Annotated in this window: 19 protein-coding genes; 9 read left to right on the plus strand and 10 right to left on the minus strand. The window is 61.4% G+C overall.

What is annotated here, in order from left to right; genetic code table 11:
• Positions 1-4 precede the first annotated feature (4 nt).
• The 4 genes from DXT77_RS14075 (at position 5) to DXT77_RS14090 (ending at position 4,745) form a co-directional block, all read left to right on the plus strand.
• Complete coding sequence (locus DXT77_RS14075; RefSeq protein ID WP_119428026.1) at positions 5-505, plus strand: spore coat U domain-containing protein; 501 nt, start codon at positions 5-7, stop codon at positions 503-505.
• A 23-nt stretch (positions 506-528) separates the two neighbouring features.
• Positions 529-1,311: a molecular chaperone gene (locus DXT77_RS14080; RefSeq protein ID WP_119428027.1), complete on the plus strand. Its 783-nt coding sequence runs from the start codon at positions 529-531 to the stop codon at positions 1,309-1,311.
• A gap of 108 nt (positions 1,312-1,419) precedes the next feature.
• Positions 1,420-3,777 (plus strand): fimbria/pilus outer membrane usher protein, encoded by a 2,358-nt coding sequence (locus DXT77_RS14085; protein WP_119428028.1) that lies wholly within the window; start codon positions 1,420-1,422, stop codon positions 3,775-3,777.
• Entirely contained in the window at positions 3,774-4,745 is a 972-nt protein-coding gene (locus tag DXT77_RS14090) for a spore coat U domain-containing protein (RefSeq protein WP_119428029.1), read from the plus strand. The genes DXT77_RS14085 and DXT77_RS14090 overlap by 4 nt, the downstream gene beginning before the upstream one ends.
• A gap of 5 nt (positions 4,746-4,750) precedes the next feature.
• Here the strand turns inward: DXT77_RS14090 and DXT77_RS14095 are convergent, their stop codons facing one another.
• Together DXT77_RS14095 and DXT77_RS14100 are read right to left on the minus strand one after the other, a co-directional pair.
• Positions 4,751-5,503 carry an anti-sigma factor gene (locus DXT77_RS14095; RefSeq protein ID WP_119428030.1) on the minus strand — a complete coding sequence of 251 codons (753 nt, stop codon included), beginning with the start codon at positions 5,501-5,503 and terminating at the stop codon, positions 4,751-4,753.
• Entirely contained in the window at positions 5,500-6,006 is a 507-nt protein-coding gene (locus DXT77_RS14100) for an RNA polymerase sigma factor (RefSeq protein ID WP_119428031.1), read from the minus strand. The genes DXT77_RS14095 and DXT77_RS14100 overlap by 4 nt, the downstream gene beginning before the upstream one ends.
• A gap of 157 nt (positions 6,007-6,163) precedes the next feature.
• On the opposite strand from DXT77_RS14100, the gene DXT77_RS14105 reads away from it, so the two are divergent.
• Both DXT77_RS14105 and DXT77_RS14110 read left to right on the plus strand, forming a co-directional pair.
• Positions 6,164-7,258 carry a catalase family peroxidase gene (locus DXT77_RS14105; RefSeq protein ID WP_119428032.1) on the plus strand — a complete coding sequence of 365 codons (1,095 nt, stop codon included), beginning with the start codon at positions 6,164-6,166 and terminating at the stop codon, positions 7,256-7,258.
• The gene (locus DXT77_RS14110) at positions 7,255-7,800 is read left to right on the plus strand and encodes a cytochrome b (protein WP_119428033.1); all 546 of its coding nucleotides are present in this window, start codon (positions 7,255-7,257) and stop codon (positions 7,798-7,800) included. Before DXT77_RS14105 ends, DXT77_RS14110 begins: the two co-directional genes overlap by 4 nt.
• A 9-nt stretch (positions 7,801-7,809) precedes the next feature.
• On the opposite strand, the gene DXT77_RS14115 is transcribed toward DXT77_RS14110, so the two are convergent.
• Together DXT77_RS14115 and DXT77_RS14120 are read right to left on the minus strand one after the other, a co-directional pair.
• Positions 7,810-9,018 carry an MFS transporter gene (locus DXT77_RS14115; protein WP_119428034.1) on the minus strand — a complete coding sequence of 403 codons (1,209 nt, stop codon included), beginning with the start codon at positions 9,016-9,018 and terminating at the stop codon, positions 7,810-7,812.
• Positions 9,019-9,168: 150 nt separating this feature from the next.
• Positions 9,169-10,320: a M14-type cytosolic carboxypeptidase gene (locus tag DXT77_RS14120; RefSeq protein ID WP_119428035.1), complete on the minus strand. Its 1,152-nt coding sequence runs from the start codon at positions 10,318-10,320 to the stop codon at positions 9,169-9,171.
• A 97-nt stretch (positions 10,321-10,417) separates the two neighbouring features.
• Here DXT77_RS14120 and DXT77_RS14125 point away from each other — a divergent pair, with 97 nt between their 5' ends.
• Complete coding sequence (locus tag DXT77_RS14125; RefSeq protein ID WP_119428036.1) at positions 10,418-10,636, plus strand: hypothetical protein; 219 nt, start codon at positions 10,418-10,420, stop codon at positions 10,634-10,636.
• Positions 10,637-10,787: 151 nt separating this feature from the next.
• Here the strand turns inward: DXT77_RS14125 and DXT77_RS14130 are convergent, their stop codons facing one another.
• On the minus strand, positions 10,788-11,126 hold the full coding sequence (locus tag DXT77_RS14130; RefSeq protein WP_119428037.1) for a DUF6124 family protein: 339 nt from the start codon (positions 11,124-11,126) through the stop codon (positions 10,788-10,790).
• Positions 11,127-11,255: 129 nt separating this feature from the next.
• Between DXT77_RS14130 and DXT77_RS14135 the strand changes: the two genes are divergently transcribed.
• Positions 11,256-11,912 (plus strand): LexA family transcriptional regulator, encoded by a 657-nt coding sequence (locus DXT77_RS14135; protein WP_119428044.1) that lies wholly within the window; start codon positions 11,256-11,258, stop codon positions 11,910-11,912.
• A gap of 39 nt (positions 11,913-11,951) precedes the next feature.
• Here DXT77_RS14135 and DXT77_RS14140 read toward each other — a convergent pair whose 3' ends face one another.
• The 4 genes from DXT77_RS14140 to DXT77_RS14155 are packed head-to-tail and all read right to left on the minus strand — an operon-like array spanning position 11,952 to position 17,513.
• Positions 11,952-13,901: an acetyl/propionyl/methylcrotonyl-CoA carboxylase subunit alpha gene (locus DXT77_RS14140; RefSeq protein WP_119428038.1), complete on the minus strand. Its 1,950-nt coding sequence runs from the start codon at positions 13,899-13,901 to the stop codon at positions 11,952-11,954.
• Entirely contained in the window at positions 13,901-14,716 is an 816-nt protein-coding gene (locus DXT77_RS14145) for a gamma-carboxygeranoyl-CoA hydratase (protein WP_085712437.1), read from the minus strand. The genes DXT77_RS14140 and DXT77_RS14145 overlap by 1 nt, the downstream gene beginning before the upstream one ends.
• Before the next feature lie 13 nt (positions 14,717-14,729).
• Positions 14,730-16,337, minus strand: coding sequence for a carboxyl transferase domain-containing protein (locus tag DXT77_RS14150; RefSeq protein WP_119428039.1), 1,608 nt, complete (start codon positions 16,335-16,337; stop codon positions 14,730-14,732).
• 12 nt (positions 16,338-16,349) lie between these two features.
• On the minus strand, positions 16,350-17,513 hold the full coding sequence (locus tag DXT77_RS14155; RefSeq protein ID WP_039767508.1) for an isovaleryl-CoA dehydrogenase: 1,164 nt from the start codon (positions 17,511-17,513) through the stop codon (positions 16,350-16,352).
• 201 nt (positions 17,514-17,714) lie between these two features.
• On the opposite strand from DXT77_RS14155, the gene DXT77_RS14160 reads away from it, so the two are divergent.
• The gene (locus DXT77_RS14160) at positions 17,715-19,412 is read left to right on the plus strand and encodes an AMP-binding protein (RefSeq protein ID WP_119428040.1); all 1,698 of its coding nucleotides are present in this window, start codon (positions 17,715-17,717) and stop codon (positions 19,410-19,412) included.
• A 72-nt stretch (positions 19,413-19,484) separates the two neighbouring features.
• Here DXT77_RS14160 and DXT77_RS14165 read toward each other — a convergent pair whose 3' ends face one another.
• Positions 19,485-19,844, minus strand: coding sequence for a DUF6124 family protein (locus DXT77_RS14165; protein ID WP_119428041.1), 360 nt, complete (start codon positions 19,842-19,844; stop codon positions 19,485-19,487).
• Positions 19,845-19,976: the final 132 nt, after the last annotated feature.

The following is a 19,976-nucleotide window of genomic DNA, read 5'->3' on the forward strand; positions in this document are numbered from 1 at the left end:
TGCCATGGGCCGGCATGGCTGTGCAGCGCTGCTACTGCTGTGCGCGGGGGCTGTGCCATTGCCGCTGGCGGCGGTGACCAGCCAGAGCTTTCAGGTCAGCGCGACGATCACACCGGGCTGCCTGGTGGTGGGGGGCGTGTCGAACTATGGCGGACTGAATTTCGGTTCGAGTTCGGCCCTGGCCACCGGCACGGTGCAAGTGGCATTGACCGGTGGCGTGCAGTTGCAATGCACGCCGGGGGTGACGCTGAACATGACGGTCGATGGCGGCCAGTACAACAGCGGCGGGCGCCGCATGCAGATCAGTGGCGGCAGCGCGAAGGTAGCGTATGCGCTGTTTCGCGACGCGGCCTACAGCCAGAGCCTGGGCATCGGTCAGACCGTGGCGGTGGCCTATAGCGACGCCAACAACATCAGCCTGCCGATCTACGGCCAGGCGCAATTGCCGGGCACGGTGCCCGCGGGGACGTACAGCGACGTGTTGCAGGTGCAGCTGTCGTGGTGATGAATGGCACAAGGAGCAGGTTTATGGGGGTTGTCTCGTCGCGGCTGTTGCGGGCGGGTTGCACAATGCTGGTGTTGGCTTCACTCGGCGCGATCAAGGCGCAGGCGGCCAGTTCGGTGCTGATCTGGCCGATCGATCCGGTGCTCGAAGCCGATCAGCAGGCCAGCGCGTTGTGGCTGGAAAATCGTGGCAGTGAAACCGCGAATCTGCAGATCCGCGTGTTTGGCTGGAGCCAGAACGGTTACCAGGAGCAATACCAGAACCAGCGTGACGTGATCGGCAGTCCGCCCGTGGCGAAAATCGAGCCGGGGCAGAAACAACTGGTGCGCCTGACCCGGACCAAAGACGTGCCGCCCGGCCAGGAACTGGCCTACAGGATCATCATCGACGAAATTCCTTCGGCGCAGCCGCCTGTCGCCGATGCAGGAAAGACGGCTGCGGCCATTCGCTTCCAGATGCGCTATTCAGTGCCCCTGTTTGCTTACGGTGCCGGCCTGTGGAGCAAGGAAGACACGACCCGGCAGCGTGATCCCAAGGGCATCGGCCTGCCGCAATTGAGCTGGCGCACGGTTTCGGTCGACGGCAAACCCTATGTGGAAGTGCGCAACCAAGGCGCGGTGCATGCGCGGCTGACCGATGTCGCGCTCAAGCAGGGCGGGCAGAGCAAGCCGTTGGCGGAGGGGCTGTTGGGTTATGTGCTGCCCGGCGCGGTCATGCGCTGGCCGGCACCGGGATCAACAACGGGAGAACTGGCGGGCCGGATCAATGGCGCGGCACAGGTGCAGAGCATCGCGCCGGCGAAGTAAGGATTTCGGCCTGCGGGCCGGGTAGTGCGGGGCCGTCGGGCTAGCGATTGGCCGGCGGGCAGCAGCGGTTTCAGGAGGAACCAGTCCATTGACGGACGAAACACGCTAATGGGTCCGGGATGGACTCGCCGTATTCAGCGTCCGTTGTGGCTTGTCACCGGCGCGTGTTGCCTGATGTTCATTCATCCATCCGGGGCCGGCGAACTGCCGCCGCCTCCCAGCGGCATGGAGGCCGTCAGCGATGCACAGTTGTTTCTGGAACTGGTGGTCAACCAGATGAATACCGGACGCGTAGTGGCGGTGGAGCAGCGCGGCGGGCGGCTGTTCCTGCCGGCCAGCGTGTTGCGCGACACCGGCATGACACTGCCCGAGAGTGCCGGTACCGAAGTCGATCTCGACGGTCTGCCGGGGCTGCACAGCGACTACGACAGCGTCGGCCAGCGACTGCTGCTTGATGTGCCGCCGGACTGGCTGCCGGAGCAGTTCATCGGCAATCGTCAGGTCTATCCACGTACCCCGGCGCTGAGCAGTTTCGGCGCTTTGTTCAACTATGACCTGTACCTCAACGACACCGATGACGCCGGGACTTATCTGGCGGCATGGAACGAGGTGCGAGTGTTCGACAGTTGGGGCACGCTCTCCAACACCGGGCAGTATCGGCGCACCTTGTCCGGGGATTCGGTGAGTACGCTGAACAATGGCTATCTGCGCTACGACACCACGTGGCGCTATTCCGATGATGAACGGATGCTGACCTACGAGGCGGGGGACGTGGTCAGCGGCGCCTTGCCGTGGAGCAGTTCGGTGCGTCTGGGGGGCGTGCAGTTCTCCCGGGATTTTGCGGTGCGTCCGGATCTGGTGACCTATCCGCTGCCGCAGTTCGCCGGTGAAGCGGCGGTGCCGTCCTCGGTGGATCTGTTCATCAACGGCTACAAGTCCAGCAGCACCGATTTGCAACCGGGCCCGTACACCTTGACCAATATTCCGTTCATCAACGGTGCGGGCGAAGCGGTGGTGGTGACCACCGATGCGCTGGGTCGGCAGGTATCGACCACCGTGCCGTTCTATGTCACCAGCAGCCTGTTGCAGAAGGGCTTGAGCGATTTCTCGATCAGCGCCGGTACGCTGCGTCGCGATTACGGGCTGAAGGACTTCAGTTACGGACCGGGCGTGACATCGGGCAGCCTGCGTTATGGCATCAGCGACAGCTTCACGCTGGAAAGCCACGCCGAAGCGGCCGATTCACTGACCCTTGGCGGCCTCGGCGGCAATCTGCGGCTGGGCAATTTCGGGGTGCTCAACAGTGCGATCAGCCAGAGCCGTTTCGACGGAGATGGCGGGCAGCAATACAGCCTCGGTTATCAGTACAGCGCCCAGCGTTTCAGCTTTTCCTGGCAACGGTTGCAACGGCGCGACCAGTACGCTGACCTCACGGTGGTCGACAGTCCTTACACCAGCCTCAGCAAGCGCAGCGAGCAGGCGACCCTGAGCCTCAACCTTGAGCGCTGGGGCAGTCTGGGTGTCGGTTATTTCGATATCCGGGCGGCGGACGACTCCCGCACGCGGTTGCTCAACCTGAGCTGGAGCAAACCGTTGTGGCGCAACAGCAGTTTCTACCTGTCGGCCAACCGCGAAATCGGCGACGCCAACTGGGCGGTGCAGGCACAACTGGTGATCCCCTTTGACCTGCGCGGCAGTCTCGCCATCAGCAGCGAACGCAGCAAGACCGGGCAGACGCAACAACGCGTCAACTACAGCCGAGCCGTACCGCCCGAGGGCGGGGTGGGCTTCAACCTCGGTTATGCCAACGGCGACGGCCCTGATTATCGTCAGGCTGACGTGACGTGGCGTCTGCAATCGGTGCAATTGCAGGCCGGTGTCTACGGCACTTCGGAGGCCGAAACCCGGTGGGCCGATGCCAGCGGTTCGCTGGTGTGGATGGACCATCAAGTGTTCGCGGCCAACCGCATCGACGATGCCTTTGTCGTGGTCAGCACCGACGGTTACGCGAATGTGCCGGTGCGTTACGAAAACCAGCAGGTCGGCCAGACTGACCGCAACGGCCACTTGCTGGTGCCCTGGAGCAGCGCCTACTACCGTGGCAAATATGAAATCGATCCGTTGAACCTGCCGGCCAACGTGCGCAGCCCGAATGTCGAACAGCGCATTGCCGTACGCCGCGGCAGTGGCTATCTGCTGGAATTTCCGCTGAGCCGGGTGATTGCCGCGAGCATCGTGCTGGTGGATGCGCAGCAGCAGGAGCTGCCGCTCGGCAGCGGTGTGCTGCATGAGGAGAGTGGCACGCGCACGGTGGTGGGCTGGGACGGGCTGGTCTATCTGGAAAATCTGCAGGCGCAGAACTCACTGAGGGTGACGCTGGCCGATGGCAAGACCTGTCAGGCGCAATTCAAGGTTGACCTGCAACAGGATCAGATCCCGCTGATCGGGCCGCTGGTGTGTCAATGACGTGGGTACGGCTCTGTCTGTGGCTGGCACTGATGCTGCCGGGGGCGGCGCAGGCGCTGTGTTCGGTGGTCACCACCACACCGGCCGGGTTCGGCACGATCAGTTCGATTGCGGTTCGCACCACGTCGCAACCCAGTTCCACACTCAACGGCGGGTTGAGCTGTACAGGTTCGCTGTTGTCGCTGTTGGCCAACAACGATCACTTCTGGGCCACGGTGACTTCGACTCAAAGCGGTCTGCTCGGGCCCACCGGCGATGTCATCAACTATACGATCTACGCCAACAACAGCACCAGTTACCCTCTGACTCGGGGCACGGCCTACGATTTCGCCCGCAACGGCATCATTGATGCACTGGGGTTGCTCAATGGCACCGTGCCGAAAACCGTGCCGCTGTACTTCGGCACCACGATTGGCAGCAATGTGGCGGCCGGGGTATACACCGAAACCCTGAGCATTTTCTGGAACTGGAATTACTGTTCGGGCATCGGGGTCGGCGGACTCTGCCTGGGCCGCGATATCAACAGTGGCACCACGACCCTGACGGTCAACCTGACCGTGTCCAACGATTGCACCATCACCGCGCCCAACATTGCCTTCGGCAGCGCACCGGTGATCAGCGCGTTTACCCCGGTGACCGGGCAGACCATCAATCTGGCGTGCACCAAGGGCAGTGCCTACACCGTGGGTCTGGGCGACGGGCAGAACCCGGTCAGCGTCGGCGGTCGACGACGAATGATTTCCGGCAGCAACTATCTGGCCTACGACATTTTCAAAAGCGCCGGCACCACCCGCTGGGGCAGTGTCGGCGCAGCACGTCGAGCCAGCACCGATGCCGAGGTCAATCCCGGTAACGGACTGGGCACCGGCAGCCAGATCTTCAACTACAACGCAAAGATCTACACCGACCAGACCACGCCGCCCGCCGGTACCTATCTGGACAACGTGGTGCTGGATGTCGGGTTCTGAACCGGCTAAAAGCGTTCGGTATGCTGGAGCAACGGCGCCGCCGGGGTATCGGTCGGGCTGACCATGGCGTAGTTGTAACCGTCGCCGGACCAATACTCGGCCTGCAGATCCCCGTCGCGACGGCTACCCCGTGGCAGAAAGGTATTTTTCGGCCCCGGCGGGCGCACGTAGAAACTGACCTTGTGCCCGTTTTGATCCTCATACATGACCATCGCCGCCGGGCCTTCATCGGTACTCAACAGGCGGCCGCTGACCGGTTGAAACCCGGCTGCCGTCAGGTCCGGCAGACGGTTGGCCTGCGTGAAGTAGCGGTCGAGCCAACGCTGCATGTCACCTGCGCCGCCGTCCTTGTAGTCCGCTGGCAGAATCCCTTGCTGAGCGATCAGACGGTACGCCTGCAGGGCATCGCTCATCGGCGCTATCGAGCGCACGAGGGTCATTTCCCGGGCCTGCCAGCCACTGACACCACCGAGGCTGACCGCTATCAGCAACACGGCCGCGCTGGCCCAGCGCCGGCGTGATCGATGCTTGAGCCGCTGGCGGATCAGCGCCGGGTCCAGATCCGGGTTGGCCGGTTGTTGCAACGCGCCACCGAGGGCCGCCCGCAGGTGCTGGGCATCCTGTTGCCAGGCGCGGATCAACGCGGCGTCTTCCGGGTGGCTGGCCAGCCAGTTTTCCAGCACACGCCGGTCGGCGTCGCTGAGCTGGTGGTCGATGTAGGCGTGCAAATCACGCTCGCTGGGGGGCAGGCTGATCATTTGAGTATCCGCAAGGAAGGGCTGCTGATTTCGCCGTCGCTGAGCTGGCGCAAAGCCTGGCGGGCGCGGGACAGGCGCGACATCACGGTGCCGGTGGGGACGTCGAGAATCTCGGCGACCTCCTTATAGGTCAAGCCTTCCACCGACACCATCAGCAACAGGGCGCGCTGTTCGGTGGGCAGGCGATCGAAGGCTTGCAGGGTCGATCGGGCAATGACGGTGCGCTCCACCGAGGGTTCGGCGTCATCGCGGCCGGTGAAGAATTCGAGCATCCGGGCGTAGCGACGGGAGCGCCGGTGCGCATCGAGGAACTGGCGGTACAGGATCGAAAACAGCCACGCGCGCAGATCGCCCTCGGCGCGCTTGTCACCCCAACTGGAGAGAGCGCGTTCAAGGCTGGCCTGGACCAGGTCGTCGGCGCTGCTGGCGTTGCGCGTCAACGACACGGCAAAGCGCCGCAATCTGGGAATGATTTCTCTCAGTTGTTCGTCGAATTCGCTCATGAAGTTCTGCTGGTCACTACGCTGTGGACTAGGAAGACGCCCGGCATTCGAGGTTATTCCACGTTCGGAAAAATAAATACCGGGCCGTGGAATAAATCCGGATGGCGTGCGTCTTGCTGATTCTTCCTACTTGTGGCCGATGGCCCTGGAGTCTTTCATGGTTGATCGCAACTCACCGCCCGGCGGGCCACAACGCCCGCCATTGAGTGCCGCGAGCCTGGTGTTGCGTCTCGGCGGTATCGCCGTCGTGGTCGCAGCCGTGGCCGGGGCGTTTGCCTACGTTCACGGCAACTTTGACCCACAACGACTGACGCCCAAGGCGTTGGTCGATGTGCTGGAAAAGAACAACGGCGTGCATCCGGGGTTTCGTCGCAATCACGCCAAGGGTGTTTGCGTCATCGGCCATTTCGAAAGCAGTGGCGAGGCGCGTCCTTACTCTGTCGCACAAGTGTTCAATGAGCCACGCACCCCGGTAGTCGGGCGATTCGCGCTGCCGGCGGGTAATCCTTATGCCCCGGACAGCGCCGTACCGATTCGCAGCCTGGCGCTGCGTTTCACCCAGGCCAACGGCCAGCAGTGGCGTACCGGGATGAACAGCATGCCGGTGTTCCCGGTGGGCACCCCGGAAGCGTTCTATCAGTTGCAGCAAGCGCAATCGCCGGATCCGGCGACCGGCAAACCCGATCCCGCCAAAGTCCCCGCATTTTTTGCTGCTCACCCGGAAGCCGTGCCGTTTTTGACCTGGGTGAAGACGGCCAAACCTTCGGCCAGCTACGTGACCGAGATCTACAACAGTGTCAACGCGTTCTATCTGGTCGACGCGAGCGGCAAGAAGCAGGCCGTGCGCTGGAGCATGATGCCATTGGCCCAGGATGCAGCGGGCGCTACGGCTCCGGAAGGTAGCGACTTTCTCGAAAAGGACTTGGTCCAACGTCTGGCCGAGGGGCCGCTGCGCTTTCAGTTGAACATTACGTTGGCCAACGCTGACGATCCGGTGAACGACGCCAGCAAGGTCTGGCCTGCCGGTCGCAAAATGCTGAACGCCGGTACCCTGGTGCTGGAAAAGACCCAGCCGCAACTCAGCGGTGAATGCCGCGACATCAACTACGACCCACTGGTCCTGCCTGCCGGGATTGAAGGTTCCGACGACCCGTTGCTCGCTGCTCGTTCAGCCGGCTACGCCGATTCCTACCTGCGTCGCACCAGCGAAGTCAGTCAATTGCCCACTGGCAAACAGGAGGCACGCCCATGAGAACGCCACCGACGCATTTCAATCCGCTGGCGCGGCTGCTGCACTGGCTGATGGCAGTCATGATCATTGCCATGTTGTTCATCGGGGCCGGCATGGTCACTTCGGTGTCGGCGCGGCATGAATGGCTGATCAACCTGCACAAGCCGCTGGGTATCGCGATCCTGTTGCTGGTGATCGTGCGCATACTGGTGCGACTGGGCACGCGTCAGCCGCCGCTGCCGGAGGATCTGCCGGGCTGGCAGGTGATGGCAGCCAAGGCGTCGCACCTGTTGCTGTACGCCTTGATGCTGGTGTTGCCGCTGCTGGGCTGGGCGATGATCAGTGCTGCGGGCGATCCGGTGATGCTTGGTCATTCGTTGCAATTGCCGTCGATCCTGCCGGCAGATGCCCAGGTGTTTGCGCTGTTGCGCAAGGCGCACGGTTATCTGGCGTATCTGTTGTTTCTGACCGTGCTGCTGCACCTGGCGGCAGCGCTGTTCCATGGTTGGGTGCGCCGTGACGAGGTGCTCGACAGCATGCTGCGGGGACGCAATCGCAACTGACCACAGACGTTAATCCGGCGTGGCGAGTGAGCACATTTGCTCGCCACGTTTTTGCGGTGCCAGCGTTTGCCACCAATACAGCAGCGCGGCCATGTTGATTCCAGCACCCAACCAGCAGACACCCGGCCATCCTGCCCAGGCGTACATGGCCGTCGAGGCGATTGAGCCCAGGGCGCTGCCAATCGAGTAAAACAGCATGTAACCGGCGGTCAGTCGGCTCTGTGCCTCTGGGCGGACGCTGTAGATCATGCTTTGGCTGGTGACATGCACAGCTTGCAAACCCAGATCCAGGGTGATCACGCCGAACAACAGCGCCCACAATGAGGATTGGGTGAACGCAATCGGCAGCCAGGAACCGAGCATCAGCAGCAAGGACAGGCCGCTGACCCATTGCCCCAGACCTCGATCCGCCAAGTGTCCGGCTCTTGCGGCGGCCAATGCACCAGCCGCGCCGGCCAGTCCGAACAGTCCGATTTCGCTGTGGGAAAGTGACAGCGGCGGGGCGGCCAACGGCAAAACCATCGGCGTCCACAGGACCATGGCACTGGCAAAGGTCAGCAGGGCCAGAATCGCCCGTTGCCGCAGCACTGGCTCCTCTCGAAACAGGCTGAACACCGAGGTAATCAACGCGGCGTAGGAGGTTGCCGGTTGCGGGCTCTCGTCCTTGGGCAGCACGCGAAACAACAACAGCGCCATGACCAGCGTCAGCCCAGCCGATAACAGATAAATCGCCCGCCAGCCGGCCAGATCCGCCATCCCGCCCGCCACGGTGCGCGCGAGCAAGATGCCGACCACGATGCCGCTGGTGATCACGCCGACGACGTGTCCTCGCTGTGTCGGAATGGCCAGGGTTGCGGCATAGGCCACCAGCACCTGAGTGACGACGGCAAGCAGGCCGGTCAGGGTCATGCCGATCAGCAGCCAGATGCTGTTGGTGGCCAGTGCAATCATCAGCAAGGCTGCGGCCGACAGCAGGGTTTGCGTGACAATCAAGTGTCGGCGGTTGAGCAGATCGCCGAGCGGCACGAGCAAAACCAGCCCGATGCCGTAGCCGACCTGGGTCAACGTGATGACGATGCCGATGCTCGCGGGCGACAGGTTGAAGGCGTCGGCCATGGCGTCCAGCAACGGTTGGGCGTAATACACGTTGCCCACAGCCAGGCCGCAGGCAATGGCGAACAACAGCACAACACCGCTGCCGAGATTTTGCGCGTTCATGTCCTGATTCCTTTTCTGGTTTCAAATGGAAACTGGAATGACGGTAGATAATCTGGTTTTGTTTTGCAACCTGATTGGGTAAAAGTGCAGCGCAAAAAAAAAGATCGCAGACAGAGCTGCGATCTTTCATGGGGCGAAAAACAGGGGGGATCAGCGCAGGGTGTCGACCATGTCGGCGATGGTGGTCAGCACGTCTTTGCCCAATTGTTTCGAGCGTTGGCCCGACCAACCGGTGAGCGGGTTCGGCGCATCGTCGTGATCCTTGAACGGCATTTCCAGAGTCAACGACAGGCAGTCGAACTTCTGTCCGACGCTGTTGCAGGCCAGGGTCATGTTGGCCTGACCCGGTTCGTCGCGGGTGTAGCCGTACTTGGTCTGGAAGTCTTTGGTGGTGTGTTTCAGATGGCTGCGGAAGTGCTCTTCGAGTTTCTCGATTCGTGGCGTATAGCCCGGATTGCCTTCGCAACCGGCGGTGAATACGTGGGGAATTTCTTCGTCGCCATGTACGTCGAGGAACAGATCGACGCCGTACTTTTCCATCTGCTGCTGTACGAAAAGGACTTCCGGGCTGACTTCCTGACTGGCGTTCTGCCAGGCCCGGTTCAGGTCCTGGCCCATGGCGTTGGTGCGCAGGTGGCCGTGGAAGGCACCGTCCGGGTTCATGTTCGGCACCAGGTACAGATCGGCACTTTCCAACAGTTTGTTCAGCACTGGATCGTTGTGATGTTCCAGACGCTCGATCACCCCCTCCATGAACCACTCGGCCATGTGTTCGCCGGGATGCTGCTGGGCGATGATCCAGATCTTGCGTCGGCCTTCGGCGCCGGTGCCTTTGCGCAGCAGCTGGATGTCGCGACCCTCGACGCTTTTGCCAGTGGCCAACAGTTCGGTACCGGCCTTGTTCAGCGCTTGTTCGATCAGCCAGTCATGACGACCGCGGCTGTAAGGTTCGAAGTAGGCGAACCAGGCGTGGGTCTGCTCGGCTTCAAGGCAGAAGCGCAGGCTGTCGCCTTCGAATTGGGTCGGAATGCGGAACCAGTTGACGTGGTCGTAGGAAGCGACGGCCTGATAGCCGGTCCAGGCCTTGTTGTAGGAGGACTGGCTGGCGTTGACCAGGCGGAACCAGTGTTCCTGATGAACATGCAGGCCGCTGGCCTTGAAGTGGAACCACTGGAAATGGGCGCTGCGGGTATCTGGCCGAATTGCCAGAACCGGGTTGAGCGGGTTGCTGATGTCGATGACTTGGATGTTGCCGCTGTCGAAGTTGGCGCTGATGTCGAACGAAGATTTGGCCACGGTCATAATCGGTTCCTGAATATGATTTTTATGGCGGCTACTTTACACGCAAGACAGGGGTGAAACCGAGGGAAATTGCGGGGTGTGGCGGGGGGCGTCTTCCATGACGCGGGTGCAGCTTAGTAGCTGTGCGATTGATTCTCAAGTGCTAATTGGCATTACTTTTCCCCAATGCGGACGGGGTTCCCTTGCCAAGCGATGTTCTTTTGATATTATCCGCGCCACCGAATTTGCAGCACCCAAAGACTTCATTAGCCTGAAGCCAAAAGCCAGAAAACTGGCAAAAAAAAGACCCGGCAAAAAGCCGGGTCAAAAACCGTGATTAGCCTGATGAGGAGATAGTCCAGAAGACCGACCTAAGGTCTCTGGTCCATCGACTGATCTCGCGACCAGTTGCTTGCAATAATAATCATTATCATTTGCAAGTCAAACGTTTTTATCTGCGCGATTGGAAAATTCTTTCCTGTCCGTCTTCAGCGAACACCGCCATCGAGCGAGTGATCGACCATCGCCCGTGCCATGTCCACCATGTGCACGACCGAAAACGCCAGATCCCGATTGACGCCTTGCAAGCCGTCTGCGGCCTTGAACGCCGTGGCCGCCGCACATCGCAGCAAATCCGAGGCGTGGACCAGGGATTCTTCGCCGCTCAAATTACTGTTCACGCCGAAAAAACGTTCTTCCACTCCCTGTTCTGACACAGCCGGTTTCAAGTAATAGTCCAATGCCCGCTGTGCGGCAGCGCACCCCTGTGGAGACTTGAAAGTGGTATCCATTTGAAGGTCGGGCAGGTCGTTGCTGGTGATATTCATGGTGAAAGGTCACTCCTTGGTCGATTCAAATCCGTGACTCAAGAATAGTACCTAGAGTATTTGTGACCAGAATTTAAATACTACAATATGTGTTTTGCCGGCCGAAGGCAGGCACGTATGGTGCCGCACATGGATAAATGGATTGAGTTGGTCAAGGCCAAAATGAGTGAACTCAACGTCACTCAAGTCGAACTCGGCGAGCGCGTCGGTATGTCTCAGGGCGGTATCGGCCATTGGCTGAACAAACGCCGTGAGCCCGGCATCACGCAGATGAACCGCGTGCTGAAAGCGCTGGGCATGGAGTATCTCGAAGTCGCGGTGGTGATCCGCGAACCGCAAGTCGACAAGGACGACGAAATGCCGCTGGCGCAGAAGTACAACCCTTACTTCCGCTACCCGGTCAGCGATTGGAAGACGCCCATCGAGGCCCGTGAAGCCCAACCGGCCTATTCGAGCGGCAAGGACAAGCGACGTTTCGAACTGACGGATTACCACGCCCGTGGCCCGGCGTTCTGGCTCACGGTGGTGGGCAACTCGATGACCGCGCCTACCGGGCAGAGCATCGGCGAGGGGATGCTGATCCTGGTGGACCCGGCACTGGAGGCAGAACCCGGAAAACTGGTGATCGTCCAGTGGCCGGACAGCGACGAGGCGATTTTCCGCAAACTGATCGAAGAGGGCGGCCAGCGTTACCTGGTACCGCTCAATCCGACCTGGCCGAAGGCCTTGTTTACCGACGAGTGCCGAATTATCGGTGTCGTGGTTCAGGCATCGGCCAAATACTAGTCAGATCGATCCTCGCCAGGCGTAGGATCGATCCACCTCTCAAGCTTCTTCCAGCTCGACCAGTGCGCTGCCTTCGCTGACCATTTCGCCTTCCTGGCAATACAGCGCCTTGATAACGCCAGCATGGGGCGCGCGAATGCTGTGTTCCATCTTCATCGCTTCCAGCACCACCAGTTGAGCACCGGCCTCAACCGATTGTCCGGTCTCAACCAGCACGCGCACGATGCTGCCGTTCATCGGTGCAGTCAGACCGCCCTGATGACTGTGGCTGGCTTCGACAGCGCTGATGGGGTCGTACGTTTCAATACGCCGCAATTCGCCGTCCCATTGCAGATACAGAACCTCTCCACGACGAATCGCACGTAACTGGCGACGCAGCCTGTCATGCTCGATCACCAGTTGCTCGCCGATCAGTTTTGCACTGCCGCCAGCACCGAGCGTCAACGCCCGATCCTGTCCCTCGCAACTCAAATGCAGAGTGATTTCACGAGGCAACCCGGCGCGCAAACCGCTATGAATTGCCCAAGGCGAAGCCGGATCATCCATCCGAGCCGTCCCCGGCAAGCTCTGCGCAAAAGCCTGCGCCGCCGCCTCCCAGAACTCATCACTCAGCGCAGCAGGCGCTGGCAGCAACTGCTCCTGATAGCGCGGAATGAACCCGGTATCCAGTTCCGCCGCCGCGAACGCGGGATGACCGATGATCCGCCGCAGGAAGTTGATGTTGGTCTTCAACCCGCCAATCGCGAACTCATCGAGCATGCTCAGCAGCCGCAACCGCGCCTGCTCACGATCTTCGCCCCAGGCAATCAGCTTGCCGAGCATCGGGTCATAGAACGGCGAAATCTCGTCGCCTTCCTCAACGCCACTGTCCACACGGCGCCCCGGCCCTGCAGCGGATTCGCGATACAGCTCCAGACGCCCGGTGGCCGGCAAAAAGTCATTCGACGGATCTTCCGCATACAACCGCACTTCAATCGCATGCCCGTTCAGCGGCACCTGATCCTGAGTGATCGGCAACGCCTCACCACGGGCGACACGAATCTGCCAGGCCACCAGATCGAGTCCGGTGATGGCTTCGGTGACCGGGTGTTCGACCTGCAACCGCGTGTTCATCTCCATGAAGAAGAATTCGCCGCGAGCGTCCAGCAGAAACTCCACCGTGCCGGCGCCGACGTAACCGATGGCCTGCGCCGAACGCACTGCCGCTTCACCCATGGCTCGACGCAACTCCGGGCTCAGCCCCGGTGCCGGAGCTTCTTCAACGACCTTCTGATGCCGACGCTGAATCGAGCAGTCGCGCTCGTTCAGGTACAGGCAGTTGCCATGCTGATCGGCAAACACCTGGATTTCCACATGACGCGGCTTGAGCAGGTATTTCTCCACCAGCATCCGCGAATCGCCAAACGACGACTGCGCTTCACGCTGGGCCGAAGCCAGCGCTTCCGCCAGTTGGCTGACATCCTCAACGACTTTCATGCCCTTGCCGCCACCGCCGGCAGTGGCCTTGAGCAGCACCGGATAACCGATGCGCTCGCAAGCATCGCGGAAGGTGTCCAGATCCTGGGCCTCACCGTGATAGCCCGGCACCAGCGGCACGCCGGCAGTTTCCATCAACGCCTTGGCGGCGGATTTGCTGCCCATCGCGTCGATGGCCGAGGCGGGCGGGCCGAGGAAGATCAGGCCGGCCGCTTCAATGGCGCGGGCAAAACCAGCGTTCTCCGAAAGAAAGCCATAACCCGGATGAATCGCCTGAGCGCCGCTGGCCTTGGCCGCCGCGATCAGTTTGTCGATTTTCAGGTAGCTGTCGGCCGCTTTGCTGCCGCCCAGATCGACTCGGATATCCGCTTCACGGCTGTGCCGGGCTTCACGGTCGGTGGCGCTGTGCACGGCGACGGTGGTCAGGCCCAGCGCCTTGGCGGTGCGCATGACCCGGCAAGCGATTTCGCCACGGTTGGCCACCAGCAGGGTGGTGAGGACAGGTGCGCTCATCAACGCGGCTCCTTGGTGGTGGTTGCGGCTTGCCAGCTCGGCGGACGCTTCTGCAGAAAGGCCCGCAGACCTTCCTGGCCTTCCGGGCTGACGCGGATGCGGGCGATGGCGTTTTCGGTGTAGCGACGCAGGGCCGGGGTCAGTGCGCCGTTGCCGACTTCACGCAGCAGATCCTTGCTGGCGCGCATGGCGGCGGGGCTGTTGAGCAGCAAGTTGTCGATCCATTGTTCGACTTTCTGCTCAAGCTCGGTCGCCGGATAGCTTTCCGACAACAAACCGATTTCCCGCGCCCGCTGCCCGCCGAAGCGCTCGGCCGTCAGCGCATAACGCCGTGCCGCGCGCTCGCCGATGGCCTGCACCACGAACGGACTGATCACCGCAGGCGCCAGGCCAATGCGCACTTCCGACAGACAGAACTGTGCGTCATCGGCGCCAATCGCCATGTCGCAGCAACTGATCAGACCCAGCGCTCCACCGAACGCCGCGCCTTGCACCACGGCCACGGTCGGGATCTTCAGTTTGGCGAGGTTGTACATCAACTCCGCCAGTTCCCGGGCATCGTCGAGGTTGGTGTGGTAATCGAGTTCGGCCGATTGCTGCATCCAGGCCAGATCGGCGCCGGCACTGAAGTGTTTGCCGCGTCCGCGCACCAGCAGGAAACGCAGGCTGGCGTCGCTGGCAACCTTGTCCAGCGCCAGGATCAGTTCGCGGATCATCTCGGCGTTGAACGCGTTGTTCTTTTCTTCGCGGCTGAGCCACAGGGTTGCGAAACCCCGTGGATCGCTCTGCAATTCGAGGGTGTTGAAATCGCTCATGAGGTTCTCCCGATCACATCCGGAACACGCCGAAGCGGCTCGGTTCGATTGGTGCGTTCAACGACGCGGACAAGGCCAGGGCCAGTACATCGCGGGTCTGCGCCGGGTCGATGACACCGTCGTCCCACAGCCGTGCGCTGGAGTAGTAGGGGTGACCCTGCTCTTCGTACTGGTCGAGAATCGGTTGCTTGATCTCGCTTTCCTGCTCGGCGCTGAAGGCCTGGCCGCTGCGTTCGGCCTGCTCGCGCTTGACCTGAACCAGCACGCCGGCCGCCTGTTCGGCGCCCATCACGCCGATCCGCGCGTTCGGCCACATCCACAGGAAACGCGGATCGTAGGCCCGCCCGCACATGCCGTAGTTACCGGCGCCGAAGCTGCCGCCGATGATCACGGTGAATTTCGGCACCTTGGCGCACGCCACGGCGGTCACCAGTTTGGCGCCGTGTTTGGCGATGCCGCCGGCTTCGTATTTCTGGCCGACCATGAAGCCGGTGATGTTCTGCAGGAACAGCAGCGGGATGCCGCGCTGGCAGGCCAGTTCGATGAAGTGCGCGCCTTTCTGCGCGGCTTCGGCGAACAGGATGCCGTTGTTGGCGAGGATCGCGATCGGGTAGCCGTGCAGATGGGCGAAACCGCACACCAGGGTCGTTCCGAACAGCGCCTTGAATTCATCGAACACCGAACCGTCGACCAGCCGCGCAATCACTTCGCGCACATCGAACGGCTGCTTGGCGTCCGCCGACACCACACCGTACAACTCATCGCTGGCGTACAGCGGCGCAATCGGCGTGCGCTGCTGCACTTCGCCGAGCTTGCGCCAGTTGAGATTGGCGACGCTGCGGCGGGCGAGGGCGAGGGCGTGCTCGTCGCTTTCGGCGTAATGGTCGGCGACCCCGGAAGTCTTGCAATGCACATCGGCCCCGCCGAGGTCCTCGGCGCTGACCACTTCACCTGTCGCGGCTTTCACCAAGGGCGGGCCAGCGAGGAAAATCGTCGCTTGATTACGTACCATGATCGCTTCGTCAGCCATCGCCGGCACATAAGCGCCACCGGCGGTACAGGAGCCCATGACCACGGCAATCTGCGGAATGCCCATGGCGCTCATGTTGGCCTGGTTGAAGAAGATTCGCCCGAAGTGCTCGCGATCCGGAAACACTTCGTCCTGGCGCGGCAGGTTGGCGCCGCCCGAGTCCACCAGATAAATGCACGGCAGGCGGTTCTGTTGGGCGATGGTCTGGGCGCGCAGGTGTTTCTTCACGGTCAGCGGATAGTACGAGCCACCTTTCACCGTCGCGTCGTTGGCGACGATCATGCATTCGACGCCTTCCACGCGGCCGATGCCGGCAATCACGCCGGCGGCCGGCACGTCTTCGCCATAAACGGCGTGGGCGGCCAACTGACTGATTTCCAGAAACGGCGAGCCCGGATCGAGCAAGCGGTTGATCCGTTCACGGGGCAGCAGTTTGCCCCGCGAGGTGTGCCGTTCCTGAGCTTTCGCGCCACCGCCCTGTGCCACTTGGGCGAGCAGGGTGTGCAGGGCGTCGACTTGTGTGAGCATCGCCGCGCTGTTGGCGGCGAACTCCGCTGAACGAGGGTTGAGCTGGGTATGCAGGATAGCCATGGACAGCTCCGTTTAGCGGGTTTCGTTGAACAGTTCGCGACCGATCAGCATGCGACGGATCTCACTGGTGCCGGCACCGATTTCGTACAGCTTGGCGTCACGCAGCAGACGGCCGGCCGGGAATTCGTTGATGTAACCGTTGCCGCCGAGAATCTGGATCGCATCGAGGGCCATTTGCGTGGCGCGTTCGGCGGTGTAGAGGATCACGCCGGCGGCGTCCTTGCGGGTGGTTTCGTTGCGCTCGCAGGCCTGGGCCACGGCGTAGAGGTAGGCGCGGCTGGCGTTGAGCTGGGTGTACATGTCGGCGACTTTGCCCTGAATCAGCTGGAACTCGCCGATGCTCTGGCCGAACTGCTTGCGGTCGTGGATGTACGGCACGATCAGGTCCATGCACGACTGCATGATCCCGGTCGGGCCACCGGACAGCACGACGCGCTCGTAATCGAGGCCGCTCATCAGCACTTTCACGCCGCCGTTGAGTACGCCGAGGATGTTTTCTTCCGGCACTTCGACGTCATCGAAGAACAGCTCGCAGGTATTGGAACCGCGCATGCCGAGCTTGTCGAACTTGTTGCTGCGGCTGAAGCCTTTCCAGTCGCGCTCGACGATGAATGCGGTGATGCCGTGGGGGCCTTTTTCCAGGTCGGTCTTGGCGTAGATCACGTAGGTGTTGGCGTCGGGGCCGTTGGTGATCCAGGTCTTGCTGCCGTTGAGCACGAAACGGTCGCCCCGTTTATCGGCGCGCAGTTTCATCGAGACCACGTCGGAACCGGCGTTCGGCTCGCTCATGGCGAGTGCGCCGACGTGTTCGCCGCTGATCAGCTTCGGCAGGTATTTGGCTTTCTGTTCGTGGTTGCCGTTGCGGTTGATCTGGTTCACGCAGAGGTTGGAGTGGGCGCCGTAGGACAACGCCACGGAAGCCGAGCCACGGCTGATTTCTTCCATCGCCACGACGTGCGCCAGGTAACCCAGGCCAGCACCGCCGTACTCTTCCGGAACGGTGATACCGAGCAGGCCCATGTCACCGAACTTGCGCCACAGATCGGCCGGGAACAGGTTGTCGCTGTCGATCTGCGCGGCGCGCGGGGCGATCTCTTTGGCGACAAAGGACTGAACCTGATCGCGCAGCATGTCGATAGTTTCACCGAGGGCAAAGTTCAGGGATGGGTAGCTCATGGGTCACCTTTTGGCTTTTTTGTAGGGCGGGGAGGGCGGCGGTTTGGCTCTCACCTTTACGTTAACGTAAGCCTGTGACGAATGGCTGTCAATCACCCTTTACGTTAACGTCAACTTGAGCGAGAGTAGGGCCAGTTCTGAGCGGTCGGAGCTTATATGGCTCCGGTCCAACACCCACTAATAAAGACAATAGGGGTCGTCATGGATCAACCCAGTGCAAACCCGCAGCGCAGCTACACCCGTGGTTCCCAGGACAAAGCCTTGCTGGCGATGACCATCGGGCAGAAGTTCGACGAGACCGTCGCGCAGTACCCGGACGGCGAGGCGCTGGTGGTGCGCCATCAGCAGTTGCGTTACACCTGGCGGCAACTGGCCGACGCGGTGGACGTGCATGCCAGAGCGCTGCTGGCGTTGGGTTTGCAGGCCGGTGACCGGCTCGGCATCTGGGCGCCGAACTGTGCGCAGTGGTGCATCACACAGTTCGCCACCGCGAAGCTCGGCGTGATTCTGGTCAACATCAACCCGGCCTACCGCAGCTCCGAACTCGAATACGTACTCAAGCAATCCGGCTGCCAATGGCTGGTCTGCGCCGGCGCCTTCAAATCTTCGAACTATCACGGCATGCTGCAAGGCTTGCTGCCGGAACTGGCCGAGCAATCCATCGGCGAACTGCACAGCGAGCGCCTGCCGGAGCTGCGCGGTCTGATCAGCCTCGATCCGCAGCCGCCTTCGGGTTTTCTCCCGTGGTCGCAACTGGCAGATCTGGCCGCCAGTGTCTCTCCAGAACAATTGCGTGAACGCAGCGACAGCCTGCACTTCGATCAACCGGTCAACATCCAGTACACCTCCGGCACCACCGGTTTCCCCAAGGGCGCGACCCTCAGTCACTACAACATCCTCAACAACGGTTACATGGTCGGCGAAAGCCTCGGCCTGACCGCCGCCGATCGCCTGGTGATCCCGGTGCCGCTGTATCACTGCTTCGGCATGGTCATGGGCAACCTGGGCTGTATCACTCACGGTAGCACCATGATTTATCCCAACGATGCCTTCGATCCGCTGCTGACCCTGAACACCGTCGCCGAAGAAAAGGCTACGGGGCTGTACGGCGTGCCGACCATGTTCATCGCCATGCTCGATCAGCCGCAACGTGCCGAGTTCGACCTGTCGACCCTGCGCACCGGGATCATGGCCGGCGCCACTTGTCCGATCGAGGTGATGCGCCGGGTCATCAGCGAAATGCACATGAGTGAAGTGCAGATCGCCTACGGCATGACCGAAACCAGCCCCGTGTCCCTGCAGACCGGCCCATCGGACGAACTGGAACTGCGCGTCACCACCGTCGGTCGCACCCAGCCGCAACTCGAAAGCAAAATCATCGACGAGGCTGGTAACCCGGTGCCACGCGGCACCGTTGGCGAGCTGTGCACCCGTGGCTACAGCGTGATGCTCGGCTACTGGAACAACCCGAATGCCACCGCCGAAGCTATCGACGCAGCAGGCTGGATGCACACCGGCGACCTGGCGAGCATGAACGACGAGGGTTACGTGTGCATCGCCGGCCGTAACAAAGACATGATCATCCGTGGCGGCGAAAACATTTACCCGCGTGAACTGGAAGAGTTCTTCTTCACTCACCCGGCGGTGGCGGACGTGCAGGTGATCGGCATTCCCTGCTCGCGTTACGGCGAGGAAATCGTCGCCTGGATCAAATTCCATCCTGGCCACAGCGCCACCGAACAAGAGCTGCAAGCGTGGTGCAAGGAGCGCATCGCCCACTTCAAGACACCGCGTCATTTCAAGTTCGTCGAGGAGTTTCCGATGACGGTGACGGGAAAGATCCAGAAATTCCGGATGCGTGAAATCAGTATTGAGGAGTTGCGTAGCAACGAGGGCTGACACAGTTTCAACTTTCTATATCGATCAGAGCCTTCGAAGCCAGGGCGCAGACCCTGGCTTCGAAAGCATCGCTTATTGCTTCGCTTCTAAATTTTCCAACGCCTGATTAACTGCCAATTCCCCCAACATCACGACTTGCGCAATGCCCAACAGGGTCTTGCGGTTCGGCCCTTCCAGCAGGCCGGCAAAGTCACCGAGCATGACCGTGGCTGACGCGAGGGATTCGCAGGCGTTGGCCAGCAAAGACTCCGTGTCGGTTTGCGGGTTGACCATGAACATGTCGTTTGGGGTGTAGGGCGTGGCCATGATCCGGGCTGCGGGTGTCAGGTAATAGTCGAGGGCGCGTTCGGCCGCGTCGTGGAGTTTTCTTGAATCGGGAAATTCGTACGGGGACACCGGGTCTTCTAACGGTGGAATGACGGTCGTGGACATCAGCTGGGGGTGTCAGAAATTTTGTGTTCGGGCATAACATGAGCAAGAGGTGCATGTATGCCAACCAAAAAGAAACCCGCGTTGCGAGAGCTGCCGAAAATCCCGAAAGAGCTGCTTGAGCAATTCACCGAT

This window comes from Pseudomonas sp. 91RF (assembly GCF_003576265.1).
Classification (GTDB): Bacteria; Pseudomonadota; Gammaproteobacteria; order Pseudomonadales; family Pseudomonadaceae; genus Aquipseudomonas; species Aquipseudomonas kribbensis.